Below are 15,841 nucleotides of genomic sequence, written 5' to 3'. Positions count from 1 at the left end.
CGATGAGCCTGACTTCAAGAAAGCGCCGCCCGATTGCGCGGGATGAAGGAAAGCTGCGCGACACGCGCCTTTTCGTGGTCGCGACGGAAGACAGATACGCACCTAAACAGTATTTCGGGTTTCTCCACCACAACCGGATTCACGTCGAGGTTCTCGAAACGACCGACACCAGGTCGAGCCCGGCAGCGGTCGTCGAAAGGCTGCTCGCTTATATGGAGCAGTACCAAGTCGGGAAAGACGATCAGCTTTGGGCGTTACTCGACACCGATCACTGGACCGATCGGAACCATGTGCGGGAGCTGAAGAATGCCATTCGCAAGGCGAAGCTGAAAGGATGTCACGTAGCCATGAGCAATCCTTGCTTTGACCTCTGGTTGCTGCTGCATTTCGAGGACGTTTCGAGCAAGGCTGTCTTCGAACGATGCGACGATGTCGCCAAACGGATTCGAGACGTGGCCGGCGCGTTTAACAAGACACGGTTGAAGCCCCAGGATTACCCGCTTACGTCAATTGAATCGGCGATAAGGCGCGCAAAAGACCTCGAACGGTCCGGAAAGAATCCAGAGCAAAAGCTATGGCCAGCCGGACCGGGAACCAGAGTCTATTTATTGATGGAGGAGCTGAAGAAGGCAGGGCTTGTGCTGATGGAACCATCACGGTGATCTATCGCTTGCCTTGACCCGCGGATCCCTTCTTCCTTTGGGCATAGAATCTTTAATTTAAGTCCACCCGCTTACGCCATAGCCATGAACTACTCGAAGTTTCAGAAACTCAGCCTAAAATCGCATCCGGTTCTGCGCGAGAAATGGGTTCAGGACCGGATAGCGGAGGATCCTTCCATCCTTGGACTTGGCGATGTTGTTTTGAAGGATAAGGAACGAATCCAGCCCAGGGCCGGGCGGCTTGATCTGCTCTTGCAGGAGACAGAAGGAAATAGGCGCTACGAAGTGGAGATTCAGCTCGGCTCCACAGACGAGAACCACATCATCCGCACGATTGAGTATTGGGATATCGAACGTAAACGGTATCCGCAGTATGAACACACCGCGGTCATTGTAGCCGAGGATATTACCAGTCGTTTCCTCAATGTGATCAGCCTGTTTAATGGCATGATTCCACTTGTGGCGATTCAGATGAACGCGCTTTCGCTCGCAAACAATGTTGGGCTCGTCTTTACCACAGTCCTGGATCACATGCCCCTTGGGTTGATTGATGAGGATGAGGAGGTTTCCGAGACGACGGACCGAGCCTACTGGGAACAGCGAGGCTCTAAGAAAACAGTCGCCCTGGCCGACCAACTACTCGAAATTGCAAAGGCCCATGACCGTGACCTTGAGCTGAAATACAACAAGTTTTACATCGGCCTCGCTAAAGACGGCCAACCGTCAAATTTCATCATTCTCAGACCGAAGAAGGGATTCATGCGCTTGGAACCACGTCTTGAAGACTCTCCGGAGATGCAAGAGCGTCTTGAATCGTCCGGACTCGACGTGATGGACTACGATAAGCGGTGGGGGCGTTATCGCATACGTCTCCAACCGAGCGATTTTGCCAAAAACAAGCCGGTCCTTGAGCAGATCATCGCCGAAGCATTCGCTCGCGCCAACGGGGAGTAAAGAGCCAGAGTTCACGCGTGACGGGCTGTTGTCCGTCCGCGTCGCTGCCCGGGCCGGCGGGCCGGAAGGGGGCGGGTAGAGGATTTCGCGACGAGAAATGATGCAATTCCTGTTTCCGGGACAAACTGCCGGGTGATCAATGGAAACCCGCGCCTTGACTGACAAATGAGTTACGGTATGGGTGATGGTATGAGCAGGGTGTCCCATCGAACAACCTTTGCTTTGGATGAGGCCACTGTCCGGCGTCTCAAACGGCTGGCCTCTCGGTGGCGTGGATCTCAGGCGGAGGCCGGTCGTCCCTCTCTGGAACAGGCTGAACGCTCCGCTGTGGCCCCGCGACGCTCTCTATCCGCGCAAACCGAGCCGCCCGGCGGCTCTATCTCGCGAGGAAGCGCAGGAGTTCCGTGTCGTTCAAAACGTCACCGATCAGTTCCGCCAAGCCAGCACTGATGAATTGCTCATTCTGGCCTGCGGCAGGCACGAACATCACCCGCTTTTCCTCCCCCACTCGGTAAAAGTTTTCAAAGCGCTCGCCGCCGACTTCGCCGACCGCCTTCATGGCCCCATTCACATGCACCCCACCGGTCCAAAAACCAGTGGAGGTGGAGTATTCCAGATGCCGCAGTTCAGCCCGGAGGATCGCTTGGGGCCGACTGGCGGCGGGGACCACCTGAAAACCATTCTCTGTTAAACCGCGCGCAAGTTCCCCATAGATGAGTTGTTGAAGGTCCTGCTCGGTATTGATGGAAGCGGCGGGACCGTAGGCGCTCCCCCGACGGCCCAGTTCTCGGGTCGGGCGTTCGTCGGTCACGTGAACGGAAATCGTTTTGCCCTGGCCGATGTCACTGCCGACCACGGCCACCGTCGGGTTCAGGTTTGCCTGCTGCGGAGTGAATGCGCACCCGCTGAAAAGACTGCCCATGAACAGGGCGGCCAGAAAAAGACCCGCGAGGCGGAGGAAAGAAACAGGTTGGTTTTGCATCATAGTTAGAGGGCTCGCCAAGCAAGATCGCCAAGCCGATACGGGAAGGCAAGGTCAATGGGAAAAAGTCCAAACAGAGGTGCTCACCTGGAGAGAAAAGACTTCGAACTCCCTACCGACGGACTCCAGTCGATGCGCTCCGAACTCAAAGGGTACCGCCATCGCGTGCTCCTCGTTTTAAAGATCGAACCCAACCGCACCGGGACAAGGTTGTCTTTCCCTGTTATGTGAGGCGGCTGCCTTGTCCATCAACCAAAGCGCATCGCGCAAATCAGTCGGTTTCTCGATTACTCGCGACTGGCGAGCGCCATCAACACTTGCAATACATACCAGAAGAGAAGCGCCACTCCCGCGAAAAGGGCAAGCGAAGCGGCCACGTGCTGCGAGGGGTTGTATTCGTGAATGATGTTCGAGGTCGTGTAGAGAATGCTTCCGGCGGCGAAGAGCACCATTGCCGCCGAAAAGAGCAGACCCAAGCTGAAACCCATCACGATGCTCGCGACAATGATCCCCATCGCGACGAAAAAGGTGATCGTCAGAATGCCCTTGAGAAAGGAGAAGTCCTTCCGGGTGATGAAGGCCGTGACCGTCAAACCGGCGAACAACAGACCGGTGATGATCCCCGCGTTCACGATCAAATCCGGCGAGCTGAAATTCATCGCGATAAAAAGGAGGGGCAGAAAGATCACCGCCTGCGCGATGATAAAACCCAAAAGGCCCGCGTATTGGATCGCCTGGGATGCCTCCGACCGCGCCAACTTGTCGGCGACCCACGAAACCGCCATGAAAGCGGCCAGCACCAACAGCCAATTGTAACCGGTGGTCATCGTCATCGCCAGTTGCTCCGCTCCGGACCAACTCAGGAGCAACGCCTCCACCACGATAAAGGCCGCGATGGCGAGGGCCAGATGCGCATAGGTCCGGCGAATAAAGGTCGCCCGCGCAATCGGCTCGGCGTCAGCAACAACAAAAGGATTTCCCGAATACGACTGAAATGAATTCATAAGCGAAACACGTTTGATTTAGGAGGTATGAAAAGGAACCCGGAAAGTTCGTTTCATCCAGCATGCCCAAGGCGAAGACACAGGCGAGAAAACTTTTTCCACGGATCAAAAGTTCTTGTTCGGCAGGAGGACACAAGTGTGATGTCGGGCGTCGCCGACGGGATGAACGGGGTTCCGCAAAGATGAAGGAGCGGCGCGCTTCAGGCGCCGTCGTTGGACCGGCGGAGTCTGCGGACGATCCCGGTGGCCGACGGTCTTCGGCTGAAGCACGAAGCTCCGGCTTATGATCTGGGAATTCCCACGACGACGGCGTTGCTCCACATACACACCGGTGTAGCATTCCGGCTTTCGCCGGATGTCCGTCGGCGTCCGCCTATCGTGGTCAGGTTGGCTTTGCCGCCCGACCGGAAATCGGGCGGCGAGTCAACCCGACTACGACAACTGCCGGACGGCCAATCCTTGCGACCTTACCCCTCCCTCTCCTCTTGACTTTCCCGGCATCGGCTATCAGGTTTCTTCGACCGGTTTCCGCCAATCCTGACCACGGCGGCACCGACTCGAATTTTTCAGATGACCAGTAGAGCGCCAGAATGAGACACGATCCTTCCACCACCTTTCTCGTCGTGGAAGACGAGGAAAACGACGTCTTTTTCCTGCAACGGACCGTTCGCAAAGCCGGTGTGGAAAACCCGATGCAGATTGTGACCAGCGGAAGCGAGGCGATCGACTATTTGGCCGGAAAGGGCAAATACGCCGACCGGGCCGCCTATCCGCTTCCTTCGTTGATGTTCCTCGATCTGCACCTTCCAGGAAAGTCGGGGCTCGAAGTCCTCACGTGGATGCGCCGCCAAACCGGACTCGCCTCGATCGTCGTCATCCTCCTGACCGCCTCGAAGGAGGAAGCCTCCATCGCCACCGCCTACGCGATCGGCGCGAATTCCTACTTGGTCAAGCCTCCCACGGTCGACAGCGTCAAAGTGCTGATCGACGCCCTCGACCAATACACGTCCGACATCAAACCGTCCGCCCCCAACGGTTGATTCCGCGTCGAGGCGGAACCGCCTGAATGCTAGGTTTCAACCTACTCGACACGACGGCGCCTCGACCCGCCGCCGCACGAACTCGGGACTGGCCAACCGCCGGTTCTTTCCTTTAAATCGGTCCCGATGGAACAACCAGACATTGCAGGGGTGAAGGATTTCCTCCTCAACCTCCAGGCCAATATTTGCCGGGAGTTGGAGGATTTGGAACCGTCGTCCCGGTTTCTGAGGGACTCCTGGACCCGCCCGGAAGGGGGCGGCGGCATTTCCCGCGTCCTTTCCGAAGGGGAGGTCCTCGAGCGGGCCGGCGTCAATTTCTCCCATGTCTCCGGCACACGTCTCCCTCCGTCCGCCAGCGCCAGCCGCCCGGAGTTGACCGACCGCGGCTTCCATGCCATGGGCGTGTCCGTCGTCATTCATCCGCGCAATCCGTTCGCCCCGACTTCCCATCTCAACGTCCGCTTTTTCCTCGCCACCCACGAAAACGAACCTCCCGTCTGGTGGTTCGGCGGCGGATTCGACCTCACTCCGATCTACGGCTTCGCCGAGGATGCCACCGCATGGCACCGCCGGGCGAAATCGATCTGCGACCGCTTCGGGGCCGACGTCTATCCCCGGCTGAAACGGGAATGCGACAACTACTTTTTCCTCAAGCACCGGGGTGAAACCCGCGGAGTCGGCGGCATCTTCTTCGACGATCTCAACGAGTGGGGATTTGACCGCTCCTTCGAATTCGCCCGCGCCGTCGGCGACGGTTTCATCCCGGCCTACAAACCGATCGTCGCCCGCCGCCACCCGACCCCTTGGGGCGAAAGGGAGCGGTCGTTCCAATTGTATCGACGCGGCCGATACGTCGAATTCAATTTGGTTTTCGACCGCGGCACCCTTTTCGGACTGCAAAGCGGCGGTCGCACGGAATCGATCCTGGTCTCGATGCCGCCCCTCGCCCGTTGGGAATACAATTGGCAACCGGAACCCGGCTCCCCCGAAGCCCGTCTCACCGAACTTTTTCTCCATCCACGCGACTGGATCAACTACCAGGAACCAACCAACACCACCGCGACCTCCGGCCCCGGGTCCGCTTGAACCGACTACGCCTACCGTAATCAGATTATCATGACGAAACGCGAAAGATTTCTCGCCGCCTGCCGTTGCCAGCCGGTCGACCAAACTCCCATCTGGCTGATGCGCCAAGCAGGCCGCTACCTCCCGGAATACCGGGCGCTGAAGGAACAGCACGGTTTCCTCACGATGGTCAAAACCCCCGAGCTCGCCACCGAGGTCACCTTGCAACCGATCCGCCGCTTCGGCTTCGATGCCGCCATTCTATTTTCCGACATCCTGGTCATCCCCGAGGCGATGGGCCAGCCCTACGAGTTCCGCAACACCGGCGGCATCTCCATGGCCTTCGCCATCGAATCCGAAAAACAGATCGACGTCCTCGACCCGACCCGCGTCCGCGACCACCTCCAATACGTCGCCGACGCGATCCGCCTGCTGAAACGGGAACTCAACGGCGAACACGCCTTGATCGGTTTCGCCGGTTCCCCCTGGACCCTCGCCACCTACATGGTCGAAGGCGGGAGCGCGGTCCAGTTCCAGAAAGTGAAGGAGTTCTTCTTCACCGAACCCGGCTTGTTCCACGCCTTGCTGGAAAAGATCACCGCCGCCGTCGTCGACTATGTCGAAATGCAACTCGAAGCCGGTGCCGAAGCGATCCAGATTTTCGATTCCTGGGGCGGCATCTGCTCGGGAGCTTCCTACGAGACCTGCTCCCTCCAATGGATCCGCCGAATCGTCGACGCCATAAATGGCCGGGTGCCGGTCATCTTGTTCGCCAAGGGACTCCACCACCGGATCGACGACCTCGCCTCGACCGGGGTCCAGGCGGTGAGCGTCGACTGGACCGCCGATCTCGGCAAACTCCGCACGTCCGCTCCGGAATCGCTCGCCCTCCAAGGCAACCTTGACCCGGTCCTCCTCAACATCGAACCGGACTTGGTCCGCCGCGAAGCCAAGGTGATCCTCGATGGCGTGGGCAAGCGGCCCGGACACATCTTCAATCTCGGCCACGGCATTTCCCCCCAAGCCCGGATCGATTGCGTCGAGGCCCTGATCGAAACCGTGCGCGAATACCGATAAACCGCGCTCTCCCGTCGATCTGTCATTCGTGTCTATTCGCGTCCATTGCTTCGCCATCTTCACTTCGTTACGTCGTGGTTGAAAATTTCAGTGCAAAAACCGAATCCGAAATGAAGAAGATCGCCGTGATCGGCGGCGGAATCACCGGACTCACCGCCGCGTTTCGTTTGTCGCAAGACGGTTTCCACCCGCTTCTTTTCGAGAAGGGCGAACAAGCCGGCGGCTCGGTCCAAACCAGCCGGAGCGAAGGTTTTCAAATCGAGGCCGGACCAAACAGTCTCCAGGACAGTCCGGCCGATGTCGCCGAACTGATCCGACTCCTCGGACTCGAGGGGGAGGTCATCGAAGCCGCACCCGCCGCCAAAAACCGTTACATTCTCCGTAGTGGAAATCTGGTGGCGCTCCCGACTTCGCCCCCGGCGTTGCTTCGTTCCAAGGTTCTTTCCTGGCCCGCCAAGCTCCGCCTTTTCCGCGAGCCGTTCGTCGGGCGTCCCCCCGAGGGCAAAGAGGAGAGTCTCGCCGATTTTACCCGTCGGCGCCTCGGTCCGGAGGTGCTCGACTACTTGGTCAATCCGTTCATCGGCGGAATCTACGCCGGCGACCCGGAACAGCTTTCGGTCCAATACGCCATGCCAAAACTCTTCCAACTGGAGAGGGACCACGGTTCCCTTTTCGGCGGAATGCGGGCCGCCGCGAAGAAGAGAAAAGCGGAGGGCGGAAAACGGGGAATGCCCCGGCTGATTTCGTTTCGCCACGGTCTCGCCTCCCTGACCGACGAGCTTGCGAACCGGCTCCGGAAAAACATCTATTTGGAAACCACTGTCGAATCAATCACCGCCCGCGAGGGAAAATGGGAAGTGATCGCCTCCCGCTACGGACGACGCATCCGCGACAACTTCGACGCCGTGGTCCTGGCTCTGCCGCCGAAGACGTTGGCCGCGGTCGCCATTCATGAGGAGGCCGGGGAACCGTCGGACGCCCTCCGTCCGCTCGATCAGATCTCCCACCCGCCGGTGGCCAGCGTTTCGCTCGGGTTCGACCGCGATCAGATCGGCCACCCGCTCGACGGTTTCGGCGCGCTTTTCCCGGAGAAAGAGGGACGCAGGATTCTCGGGGTCTTGTTTCCTTCCACCCTTTTCCCCGGCCGAGCCCCGGAAGGCCAAATTCTCCTGACCGCCTTCGTCGGCGGCACCCGCCAACCGGACTTGGCCCGCCTTCCGGAAAACGAACTGGTCCAACTCGCCGTCCGCGATCTCGCCCCGATCCTCGACATCCGCGGCGAACCACGCTTTTCATCGGTCCGCGCCTGGCCGTATTCCATTCCCCAATACGAAGTCGGGCACGGCCGATTCGTGCAAATGGTGGATGCTTTCGAAAGCACCCATCCCGGCATCTTCGTCGCCGGTTCCTCCCGCGACGGCATCGCCCTCGGCCAATGCATCGCCTCCGGTTTCCGCCACGCGGTCCGGGCCAAGGAATACCTGACATGATTTCACCGCATCCCGGATCATGACCCAGTGGATCATTCTCCTGAGCATTCCCGTCATCACCGCCTTCATCGGCTGGATGACCAACCGCGTCGCGATCCGGATGCTTTTCCGCCCGCGCCAACCGATCCATATCCTCGGTTACAAGTGGCAAGGGTTGATTCCGAAACGCCAAGTCGATCTCGCCCGCCGATCCGCCGAAATCATCGAACGGGAAGTGTTGAGCCAACATTTCCTGCGCGACCAGCTCGAATCGATCGATTTCGAAGACTACATCGAAACCTTCACCCGGCGCGTCATCCACGACAAGCTCGGCGACAAATTGCGCACGATTCCGTTCATCGGCCCCTTTCTGAATGAAGCGACCCTGAGCCGCCTGGCCATGATGGCCGGACAGGAAATGAAAAAGCAGGCCCCCTACCTCAAGCGCCGGATCTCGACCGAAATGGAGGAACGCCTCCCGATCCGCGAGCTGATCGAATCCCGTATTATTTCGTTCGACGCCCGCAAACTCGAAGAATTGGTCAACAGCGTCGCGCAAAAGGAATTTCGCACCATCGAACTCCTCGGCGCCCTCCTCGGCTTCCTCGTCGGCCTCGGCCAACTCGCCATCCTTCTTCTCGCCGGCTACTTGTAGGTCGAAGCCGAAGGCCCCAACGTGGGTGAGGCGTCCCGCCTCAGTGCGTCGGTTTCGGGGGAGGAACCAGCTCCGTCTGGTCCGGTGAGGCGCAGGAACCGCACGGAGCCGGGACGGTCCCGCCACTTTGGGACCCGCCACTTCAGGAATATACGCCAACGGCGTTTCGTCCTCTAGCCCAGGGTTGCCGCGCGAATGCGGGGCTACCCTGGGTCTCGGTCGCGAGACGATCTACCTCGAAGGGGTTGCGCCCTCCCGCGATGGTGGATCGAACGCGGCCGGAACCGCGTTGCGGTTCGTGGCATCGGGGATCGGTCCCCAAGGTAGGCCTCGTTTCCCTCGGCACAACCTTGGGCTGGAGGGCGTAAGCCCGTTGGGCTAGGGAACTCTGGTTCTGGCTCACGATCCGGAAGGCACAAAGTGGGTGAGACGTCCCGCCTCAGCGCGGCGGTTCAGCCTACGGAGCCTTGGGAACCACACGGAGCCGGAACGGCCACGCCACTTTGGGACCCGCCACTTCGGGGATATACGCCAACGGCGTTTCGCCCTCTAGCCCAGGGTTGCCGCGCGAATGCGGGGCTACCCTGGGTCTTGGTCGAGAGACGATCTACCTCGAAGAGGTTGCGCCCTGGTTTTCGCGCGATGGTGGATCGAACGCGGCCGGAACCTTCCCCTCCGCAATTCTTGACCTAGGTCAACCGGGGGCTCCGAAACCACTCGGTTGGGAAACCGAAATTGACCCACGTCAATTCGGAAAACGCCTCCGACCCGTATCGTCGGAGCGCAATGATTCCATCCGCACAGAACCACAACTTTCAGGCGAACCCGCTCGGTCCGCTTCCGGTCGGCCTCCCGCCGGTCGCTCCGCGGTCGTTTCAATCCCAACCCCTTCCCCTACCCGTTTCGACCGATCAAGCCCGCCCCGATCTCCAAAGCGCCCGGGGTTGGTTCCTCCTTTCCGTCGCCAGTCTCCTGCTCGCCGGCGTCTTCGCCCTGCTCCTGGTCGTCGGACGCATTCCCGCCGCCGCCCCGTTCATCACCGACCCCGGCTTCTTCCAACGCTGCCTGGTGGTCCACGTCAATCTCTCCCTCCTGGTCTGGTTTAGCGCCTTCGCCGTCGCGATGTTCCGCTTCCTGCCGGTCACCCCGGCCCACCGCCCCCGCTTCGGAATCCTCGCCCTGCCTGCGGCGGTCGGTGGCGTTCTCGCGATGATGGCCGCCGCCTTCCTTCCCCACGCGCCGCCGATCCTCTCCAATTACATCCCGTTCATCGACCATCCGCTTTTCGCCGTCGGCGTCATCCTTTTCCTCGCGGGCCTCGTCCTCGCCTACCTCGACCGCCGCCTCTGGGTCCACCACCCGGCCGCCCCGGATTCCCCCCTCCGCACCGAAACCGCTCCGGGACTTCGCGCCTGCGCCATCGCGACCTTGATTGCCGTGGTCACTTTCGGCGCCGCCTGGGCCGCCACGCCTTCCACCCTCGGTCCGGAAGCGTTCTACGAACTGGTCGCCTGGGGAGGCGGACACGTCCTCCAGGTAGCCAACGTCGCCGCGATGGTCACCATCTGGCTGATCCTCCTTCACAATTTGCAGGGCCGTCCGGTCGCGTCGACCAAAACGGTCGCCATTCTCTTCGCCCTTCTCGTCGCCCCCCACATGGTCGCCCCACTTCTGACGGTTGAAGGAACACTGACCCTCCTCTACCACCGCGGTTCAACCCAACTGATGCGCTTCGGCATCTTCCCGGTCGTCACCATCTTTTTGATACTCTGCATCCGTCGTCTGGTCGAGGCCCGCAGCAACGGTCGGCTCCCGGCCGGTTTCTGGAAAACTTCGGCGTTCGCGGGATTCTCTTTGAGCGCCGCGATGACGGTGATCGGTTTCATTCTCGGCGCGATGATCCGGAGTTCCAACACGATGATCCCGGCCCATTACCACGCCTCGATCGGCGCGGTCACCGTCGCCTTCATGGCGATGGCCTTCGTCCTGCTCGTCCCGTTCGGCTACGGGATCCGCTCCCCGCGCCTGCAAAAGCTGATTCCCTGGCAACTCGCCTTGTTCGGAATCGGCCAACTGATTTTCGCCCTCGGGTTCGCCGTCGGCGGGGTTTACGGCCTCGACCGGAAAGCCTACGGATCGGACCAACACGTCGCCTCGCTCGGAGAACACCTCGGTCTGGCGATCATGGGGATCGGTGGTTTGGTCGCGGTGGCTGGCGGAGGACTCTTCCTCGCCCTGATGATCGCCGCCTGGGGCCGTCGCCCGATCCGGAATTTTCTCACAACCATCAAACTCAAACCATCCGCGTAAGGAGTCGTTCATGAAAGAAAAGAAAAAACACATCATCCAAAGGTTGATGGACAATCCCTGGCTTCTGCTGGTCCTCGGAGTCCTGATTCCTTTCCTGTCCTACACGGTGTGGGGCTGGATCGAACTGCTAATGGTCCCGCCGGCACCGTTACTCTAACCCAGTATCCACAATGAGCGTACATTCACCGAAAGACGGTTGGTTCAAGGCCCCGGTGGGCAATGAGAAAACATGGATCGGACTCGCCCTGGTGTGGTGTCTGGTTCTCTCGATCATGATGCCTTACTGGCATTTCCGGGGGAAACAGAACAGCACCGGCGAGGCCTACGCGGTCACCCCCGAGGCTTTCATGGAGCGGGTCAACCGTTTCGTCGAAACGAACCAGGTCGGCGAGCACGACGGCAGACCGCTGGTCGCGCCTCCTCCGGGCGGCGACGCCTACCTGCTGGCGCAAATGTGGAGCTGGTACCCGACCCTGAAACTGCAGGTCGGCGAAACCTACCGTCTCCACATGTCCTCCCTCGATCTGCAACACGGGTTTTCGCTTCAGCCGATGAACATGAACTTCCAGGTTCTCCCCGGCTACGATCACGTGTTGACCATCACGCCGACCACCACCGGCGAATTCACCATCATCTGCAACGAGTTCTGCGGACTCGGGCACGACTACATGATCGGCAAAATCATCGTTGAATAGGAAACCATCCCATGAAATTCAGAAAACCACTACATAAGCCAGCCGTCGGCGCCGATGGGGTTCCACTCGACCCGGTGCTTCCGCTCACGCCGACGCGGCCGGTCGACGAGACGCCCAAGACGGCGTCCGGGGGCTTCCGCACCTGCGACACCACCGGTCTCAAGGTCTGTCTCGACGCCCAGTTCTTCATCCGGATCAACGCGGTTCTCGCGGTCGTCTGCCTCCTGATCGGCGGCGTCGCGGCGGTGTTGCTCGCCCTCACCCGCTGGCAGGAAGTCCACCTGCTGCGAATGGACTGGTTCTACCGGGTCCTGACGCTGCACGGCTTCAACATGTTGATCTTCTGGATCCTCTTCTTCGAAGTCGCGATCCTCTACTTCGCCAGCACGTCGTTGTTGAAAGCCAGGCTCTTCTCGCGAAAGGTGGCCTGGACGTCGCTCGTCATGATGTTCACCGGCGCGCTGATGACCAACGTCACCATCTTCGCCGGAAAGGCCGACGTACTTCTCACCTCCTACCTGCCGCTACTGGCCCATCCCGCCTTTTATCTCGGGATCATCCTGATGGCGGTCGGCACCCTGATCGCGGTCTTCAACTTCTTCGCCACCCTCTACATGGCGAAAAAGATGAAAACCTACGAAGGGTCGGTCCCGTTGGTCACCTTCGGGGCGACCGCCGCCGCGATCATCGCCGTGGTCACTTTGCTCCACGGGGCGATCGTGATGATTCCGACCTTCCTCCACTCGCTCGGCTTGATCGGTCAACCCGACCCGATGTGGTACCGGATGATCTGGTGGGGCCTCGGCCACCAATCCCAGCAGGTGAACGTCACCGCGATGGTCGCGGTCTGGTACTTCATCGCCTACATGGCGGTCGGAGCCAAGCCGTTGAACGAAGCGGTCTGCCGCGGAGCCTTCGTCCTCTACATCCTGTTCATCAACCTCGCCTCGGCCCACCACTTGCTGGTCGACCCGGGCGTCGGCGCCACCTGGAAGATCTGGAACACTTCCTACGCGATGTATCTCGCTGTCCTCGCCTCGATGATCCACGCCTTCACCGTTCCGGCCGGCGTCGAAGTCGCGATGCGCAACAAGGGTTACACGAAAGGATTCTTCGGCTGGGTCGCGGGTCTCCCTTGGAGAAACCCGGCCTTCTCGGCCTTCGTTCTTTCGCTGGTCATCTTCGGGTTCATCGGCGGCATCACCGGGGTCACCCTCGGCACGCAGCAGATCAACATCATCGCCCACAATACCATGCGGATTCCGGGTCACTTCCACGCCACCGTCGTGGGTGGAACGACGCTCGCCTTCATGGGTCTCGCCTACTACGTGGTGCCGTTGCTCTTCCAAAAGGATTACATCCTGAAGAAGGTCGTCCGACTCCAACCGTGGGTGTTCGCCAGCGGTATCACCATGATGTCGTTCGGCATGTCCTTCGCCGGATCGATGGGCGTCTCCCGCCGCATGTATGACATCGAACCGGCCGGGATCTTCGGCGCGGCTCCCCACCTGATGCTCGGTCTCGCCGGCATCGGCGGAACCGTCGCCTTCATCGGCCTGATGATGTTCGTCCTGACCACGGTCGGCACCCTCCTGTTCGGCAAATCGAACAAGGGCCGTCCGATGGAGTCATGGGGCGAAGCCAAAGCCTTGGCCACCGCCAAACCGGTGGAGCATGACGACGACGATCAACACAGCCACGTCACGTCGGGAACGATGACCTTGGTCATCATCTTCCTGGCCTGCTTCGCGGTCTACTATTTCGCCAACTGGAAAGCACTGGCCGACGTTTGGCCGGTCCGGTAGGCGACACACGAGAGGACACGGCGGCGTCGCGTGGCACTGCGACGCCGCCAACTCCCCCCCGCAAAAACAACATCAGCCTCCTTCGAGTTTTCAGGATCCGGCTCCGCTCCTCCGGAACCGGATCCTGAGCCCTCGACCGGCTGAAACAAAACCAACGACAACCGCAAATCCGAAACCTTCACCCACAATGAAACGGACCTTCCTGCAAAAACTTTCCGCCTTCTTCACCGGAGCGAAATTCCCGGTGTTCATGCTCGCGGCCAGCGTGTTTTACCAAATCTTTTTGGCGATCATGATCTTCGCCCCTCCCTTCGGAAGCACCTGGGGCCAATTCGTGGTCGACTTCCGTGTCTGGTGTTTTGGATACGACCAGAGTTCCGGTTGGATGCAATGGAGCAAAGCGTGGATGATGATCGGCGAACCGGTCCTCCTTCAAGGGATCATCCTCTACATGTGGCGCAAATCGCTGTGGAACGGCATCCGCCACGAACGCCGGCAATTGATTCCCCAAGTCTCCGCCGCCTTCGGCGTCATCGCCCTGGTCGCCGCCAGCCTCCTCTGGATGGGGGCCGCCGACGCCAAAGCCGCCGAAGAGATTCCGCCCTTCCCGGGGGAACGGATCCGGACGGCCCTCGAACTTCCCGAGATCAAACTGCACAACCAACACGGCGACCCGATCAACCTCGCCGATTACCGCGGACAGGTGGTTCTGTTGACCGCAATCTATTCCACTTGCAGCACCGCCTGCCCGATGCTCCTGATCCAGGCCCAGCGTTCGGTGGCCGAACTCACTCCGGAGGAACAGGCCGATCTCACCATCATGGCGATCTCCCTCGATCCGGAAAACGACAGCTTGGAACTGATGGCCGAAGCCGCCGCCATTTATGGCATGTCGGCCCCGAAGTTCCAGTTCCTCAACGGCGAAGCCGGCAAAGTGAACGCCATCCTCGACCGCCTGAACGTCTCCCGCGTCCGCAACCGTCAAACCGGCGAGATCGACCACGTGAACATGTATTTCCTGATCGACCGCGACGGCAAGATCGCCTACCGCCTCACCCTCAGCGACCGCCACCAAGTCTGGCTCGTCGACGCCCTCCGCGAACTGGTGAACGAACCGCCCCGCAAGTCCTGAGCAAAAAAGTGGCCGAGGCGTCCCGCCTCAGTGCAGTGCATAAGCCATCGCACCGAGCCAACAATGTGGCTGAAGCGTCCCGCCTCAGTGCGTCGGTTCAGCATACGGAGCCTTGAGAACCACACGGAGCCGGGACGGCCCCGCCACTTTGGGGCTTATACGCCAACGGCGTTTCGTCCTCTAGCCCAGGGTTGCCGCGCGAATGCGGGGCTACCCTGGGTCTCGGTCGCGAGACGATCTACCTCGAAGAGGTTGCGCCATGGTTTTCGCGCGATGGTGCATCGAACGCGGGCGGAACCGCGTTGCGGTTCGTGACGTCGGGGATCGGTCCCCAAGGTAGGCCTCGTTTCCCTCGGCTCAACCTTGGGCTGGAGGGCGTAAGCCCGTTGGGCTATGGAACCCTGGTTCCGGCTCACGATCCGGAAGGCACAGTGCAGTGCGTAAGCCCTTTGCCACCACACCGAGCCAACAAAGTGGGTGGGGCGTCCCGGCTCAGTGCAGTGCATAAGCCATCGCACCGAGCCAACAGTGGGTGAGGCGTCCCGCCTCAGTGCGTCGGTTCAGCGACTGCGGCCCAGGGGGCTGCAGGAAACACACGGAGCCGGGACGGTCCCGCCACTTTGGGGCTGATACGCCAACGGCGTTTCGTCCTCCAGCCCAGGGTTGCCCCGCGAATGCGAGGCTACCCTGGGTCTCGGTCGCGAGACGATCTACCTCGAAGAGGTTGCGCCTTGGTTTTCGCGCGATGGTGGATCGACGCGGGCGGAACCGCGTTGCGGTTCGTGACGTCGGGGATCGGTCCCAAGGTAGGCCTCGTTTCCCTCGGCTCAACCTTGGGCTGGAGGGCGTAAGCCCGTTGGGCTATGGAACCCTGGTTCCGGCTCACGATCCGGAAGGCACAGTGCAGTGCGTAAGCCCTTTGCCACCACACCGAGCCAACAAAGAGGGTGAGGCGTCCCGCCTCAGTGCGTCGGTTCAGCGACTGCGGACC

General features: G+C 60.5%; 14 protein-coding genes. 12 read left to right on the top strand and 2 right to left on the bottom strand.

What is annotated here, in order from left to right:
* Positions 1–2 precede the first annotated feature (2 nt).
* Positions 3–662, top strand: coding sequence for an RloB family protein (locus ACWUI2_RS06270; RefSeq protein ID WP_486982003.1), 660 nt, complete (start codon positions 3–5; stop codon positions 660–662).
* Between the two features lie 84 nt (positions 663–746).
* Entirely contained in the window at positions 747–1,616 is an 870-nt protein-coding gene (locus ACWUI2_RS06265) for a hypothetical protein (protein WP_486982002.1), read from the top strand.
* Positions 1,617–1,992: 376 nt separating this feature from the next.
* Here ACWUI2_RS06265 and ACWUI2_RS06260 read toward each other — a convergent pair whose 3' ends face one another.
* Both ACWUI2_RS06260 and ACWUI2_RS06255 read right to left on the bottom strand, forming a co-directional pair.
* Positions 1,993–2,601, bottom strand: a complete 609-nt coding sequence (locus tag ACWUI2_RS06260) for a YajG family lipoprotein (protein WP_486982001.1) — start codon at positions 2,599–2,601, stop codon at positions 1,993–1,995.
* A 284-nt stretch (positions 2,602–2,885) separates the two neighbouring features.
* Complete coding sequence (locus ACWUI2_RS06255) at positions 2,886–3,602, bottom strand: Bax inhibitor-1/YccA family protein (RefSeq protein ID WP_486982000.1); 717 nt, start codon at positions 3,600–3,602, stop codon at positions 2,886–2,888.
* A gap of 590 nt (positions 3,603–4,192) precedes the next feature.
* Between ACWUI2_RS06255 and ACWUI2_RS06250 the strand changes: the two genes are divergently transcribed.
* The 10 genes from ACWUI2_RS06250 (at position 4,193) to ACWUI2_RS06205 (ending at position 14,850) form a co-directional block, all read left to right on the top strand.
* The gene (locus tag ACWUI2_RS06250; protein ID WP_486981999.1) at positions 4,193–4,642 is read left to right on the top strand and encodes a response regulator; all 450 of its coding nucleotides are present in this window, start codon (positions 4,193–4,195) and stop codon (positions 4,640–4,642) included.
* A 126-nt stretch (positions 4,643–4,768) separates the two neighbouring features.
* Complete coding sequence (hemF, locus tag ACWUI2_RS06245) at positions 4,769–5,728, top strand: oxygen-dependent coproporphyrinogen oxidase (RefSeq protein ID WP_486981998.1); 960 nt, start codon at positions 4,769–4,771, stop codon at positions 5,726–5,728.
* A 30-nt stretch (positions 5,729–5,758) separates the two neighbouring features.
* Complete coding sequence (gene hemE / locus ACWUI2_RS06240) at positions 5,759–6,784, top strand: uroporphyrinogen decarboxylase (protein ID WP_486981997.1); 1,026 nt, start codon at positions 5,759–5,761, stop codon at positions 6,782–6,784.
* Between the two features lie 110 nt (positions 6,785–6,894).
* Complete coding sequence (gene hemG, locus ACWUI2_RS06235) at positions 6,895–8,274, top strand: protoporphyrinogen oxidase (protein ID WP_486981996.1); 1,380 nt, start codon at positions 6,895–6,897, stop codon at positions 8,272–8,274.
* Positions 8,275–8,293: 19 nt separating this feature from the next.
* Positions 8,294–8,908, top strand: coding sequence for a DUF445 domain-containing protein (locus ACWUI2_RS06230; protein ID WP_486981995.1), 615 nt, complete (start codon positions 8,294–8,296; stop codon positions 8,906–8,908).
* Between the two features lie 786 nt (positions 8,909–9,694).
* Entirely contained in the window at positions 9,695–11,218 is a 1,524-nt protein-coding gene (locus tag ACWUI2_RS06225; protein ID WP_486981994.1) for a heme-copper oxidase family protein, read from the top strand.
* 10 nt (positions 11,219–11,228) lie between these two features.
* A complete protein-coding gene (locus tag ACWUI2_RS06220) occupies positions 11,229–11,375 on the top strand; it encodes a hypothetical protein (protein WP_486981993.1) in 147 nt (48 codons plus the stop codon).
* Between the two features lie 13 nt (positions 11,376–11,388).
* A complete protein-coding gene (locus tag ACWUI2_RS06215; protein WP_486981992.1) occupies positions 11,389–11,913 on the top strand; it encodes a cytochrome C oxidase subunit II in 525 nt (174 codons plus the stop codon).
* 11 nt (positions 11,914–11,924) lie between these two features.
* The gene (locus tag ACWUI2_RS06210) at positions 11,925–13,718 is read left to right on the top strand and encodes a cbb3-type cytochrome c oxidase subunit I (RefSeq protein ID WP_486981991.1); all 1,794 of its coding nucleotides are present in this window, start codon (positions 11,925–11,927) and stop codon (positions 13,716–13,718) included.
* 187 nt (positions 13,719–13,905) lie between these two features.
* The gene (locus ACWUI2_RS06205; RefSeq protein WP_486981990.1) at positions 13,906–14,850 is read left to right on the top strand and encodes an SCO family protein; all 945 of its coding nucleotides are present in this window, start codon (positions 13,906–13,908) and stop codon (positions 14,848–14,850) included.
* Positions 14,851–15,841: the final 991 nt, after the last annotated feature.

It is taken from the genome of Verruconatronum alginivorum, from assembly GCF_056590205.1.
The sequence above is the reverse complement of the archived record's forward strand: the minus strand, read 5'-3'. Positions and strand labels throughout refer to the sequence as shown.

Bases quoted from the DNA above. Each gene is read 5' to 3' on its own strand.
- ACWUI2_RS06270 (WP_486982003.1), top strand. From the start codon at position 3: ATGAGCCTGACTTCAAGAAAGCGCCGCCCGATTGCGCGGGATGAAGGA.
- ACWUI2_RS06265 (WP_486982002.1), top strand. From the start codon at position 747: ATGAACTACTCGAAGTTTCAGAAACTCAGCCTAAAATCGCATCCGGTT.
- ACWUI2_RS06260 (WP_486982001.1), bottom strand. From the start codon at position 2,601: ATGATGCAAAACCAACCTGTTTCTTTCCTCCGCCTCGCGGGTCTTTTT.
- ACWUI2_RS06255 (WP_486982000.1), bottom strand. From the start codon at position 3,602: ATGAATTCATTTCAGTCGTATTCGGGAAATCCTTTTGTTGTTGCTGAC.
- ACWUI2_RS06250 (WP_486981999.1), top strand. From the start codon at position 4,193: ATGAGACACGATCCTTCCACCACCTTTCTCGTCGTGGAAGACGAGGAA.
- hemF (WP_486981998.1), top strand. From the start codon at position 4,769: ATGGAACAACCAGACATTGCAGGGGTGAAGGATTTCCTCCTCAACCTC.
- hemE (WP_486981997.1), top strand. From the start codon at position 5,759: ATGACGAAACGCGAAAGATTTCTCGCCGCCTGCCGTTGCCAGCCGGTC.
- hemG (WP_486981996.1), top strand. From the start codon at position 6,895: ATGAAGAAGATCGCCGTGATCGGCGGCGGAATCACCGGACTCACCGCC.
- ACWUI2_RS06230 (WP_486981995.1), top strand. From the start codon at position 8,294: ATGACCCAGTGGATCATTCTCCTGAGCATTCCCGTCATCACCGCCTTC.
- ACWUI2_RS06225 (WP_486981994.1), top strand. From the start codon at position 9,695: ATGATTCCATCCGCACAGAACCACAACTTTCAGGCGAACCCGCTCGGT.
- ACWUI2_RS06220 (WP_486981993.1), top strand. From the start codon at position 11,229: ATGAAAGAAAAGAAAAAACACATCATCCAAAGGTTGATGGACAATCCC.
- ACWUI2_RS06215 (WP_486981992.1), top strand. From the start codon at position 11,389: ATGAGCGTACATTCACCGAAAGACGGTTGGTTCAAGGCCCCGGTGGGC.
- ACWUI2_RS06210 (WP_486981991.1), top strand. From the start codon at position 11,925: ATGAAATTCAGAAAACCACTACATAAGCCAGCCGTCGGCGCCGATGGG.
- ACWUI2_RS06205 (WP_486981990.1), top strand. From the start codon at position 13,906: ATGAAACGGACCTTCCTGCAAAAACTTTCCGCCTTCTTCACCGGAGCG.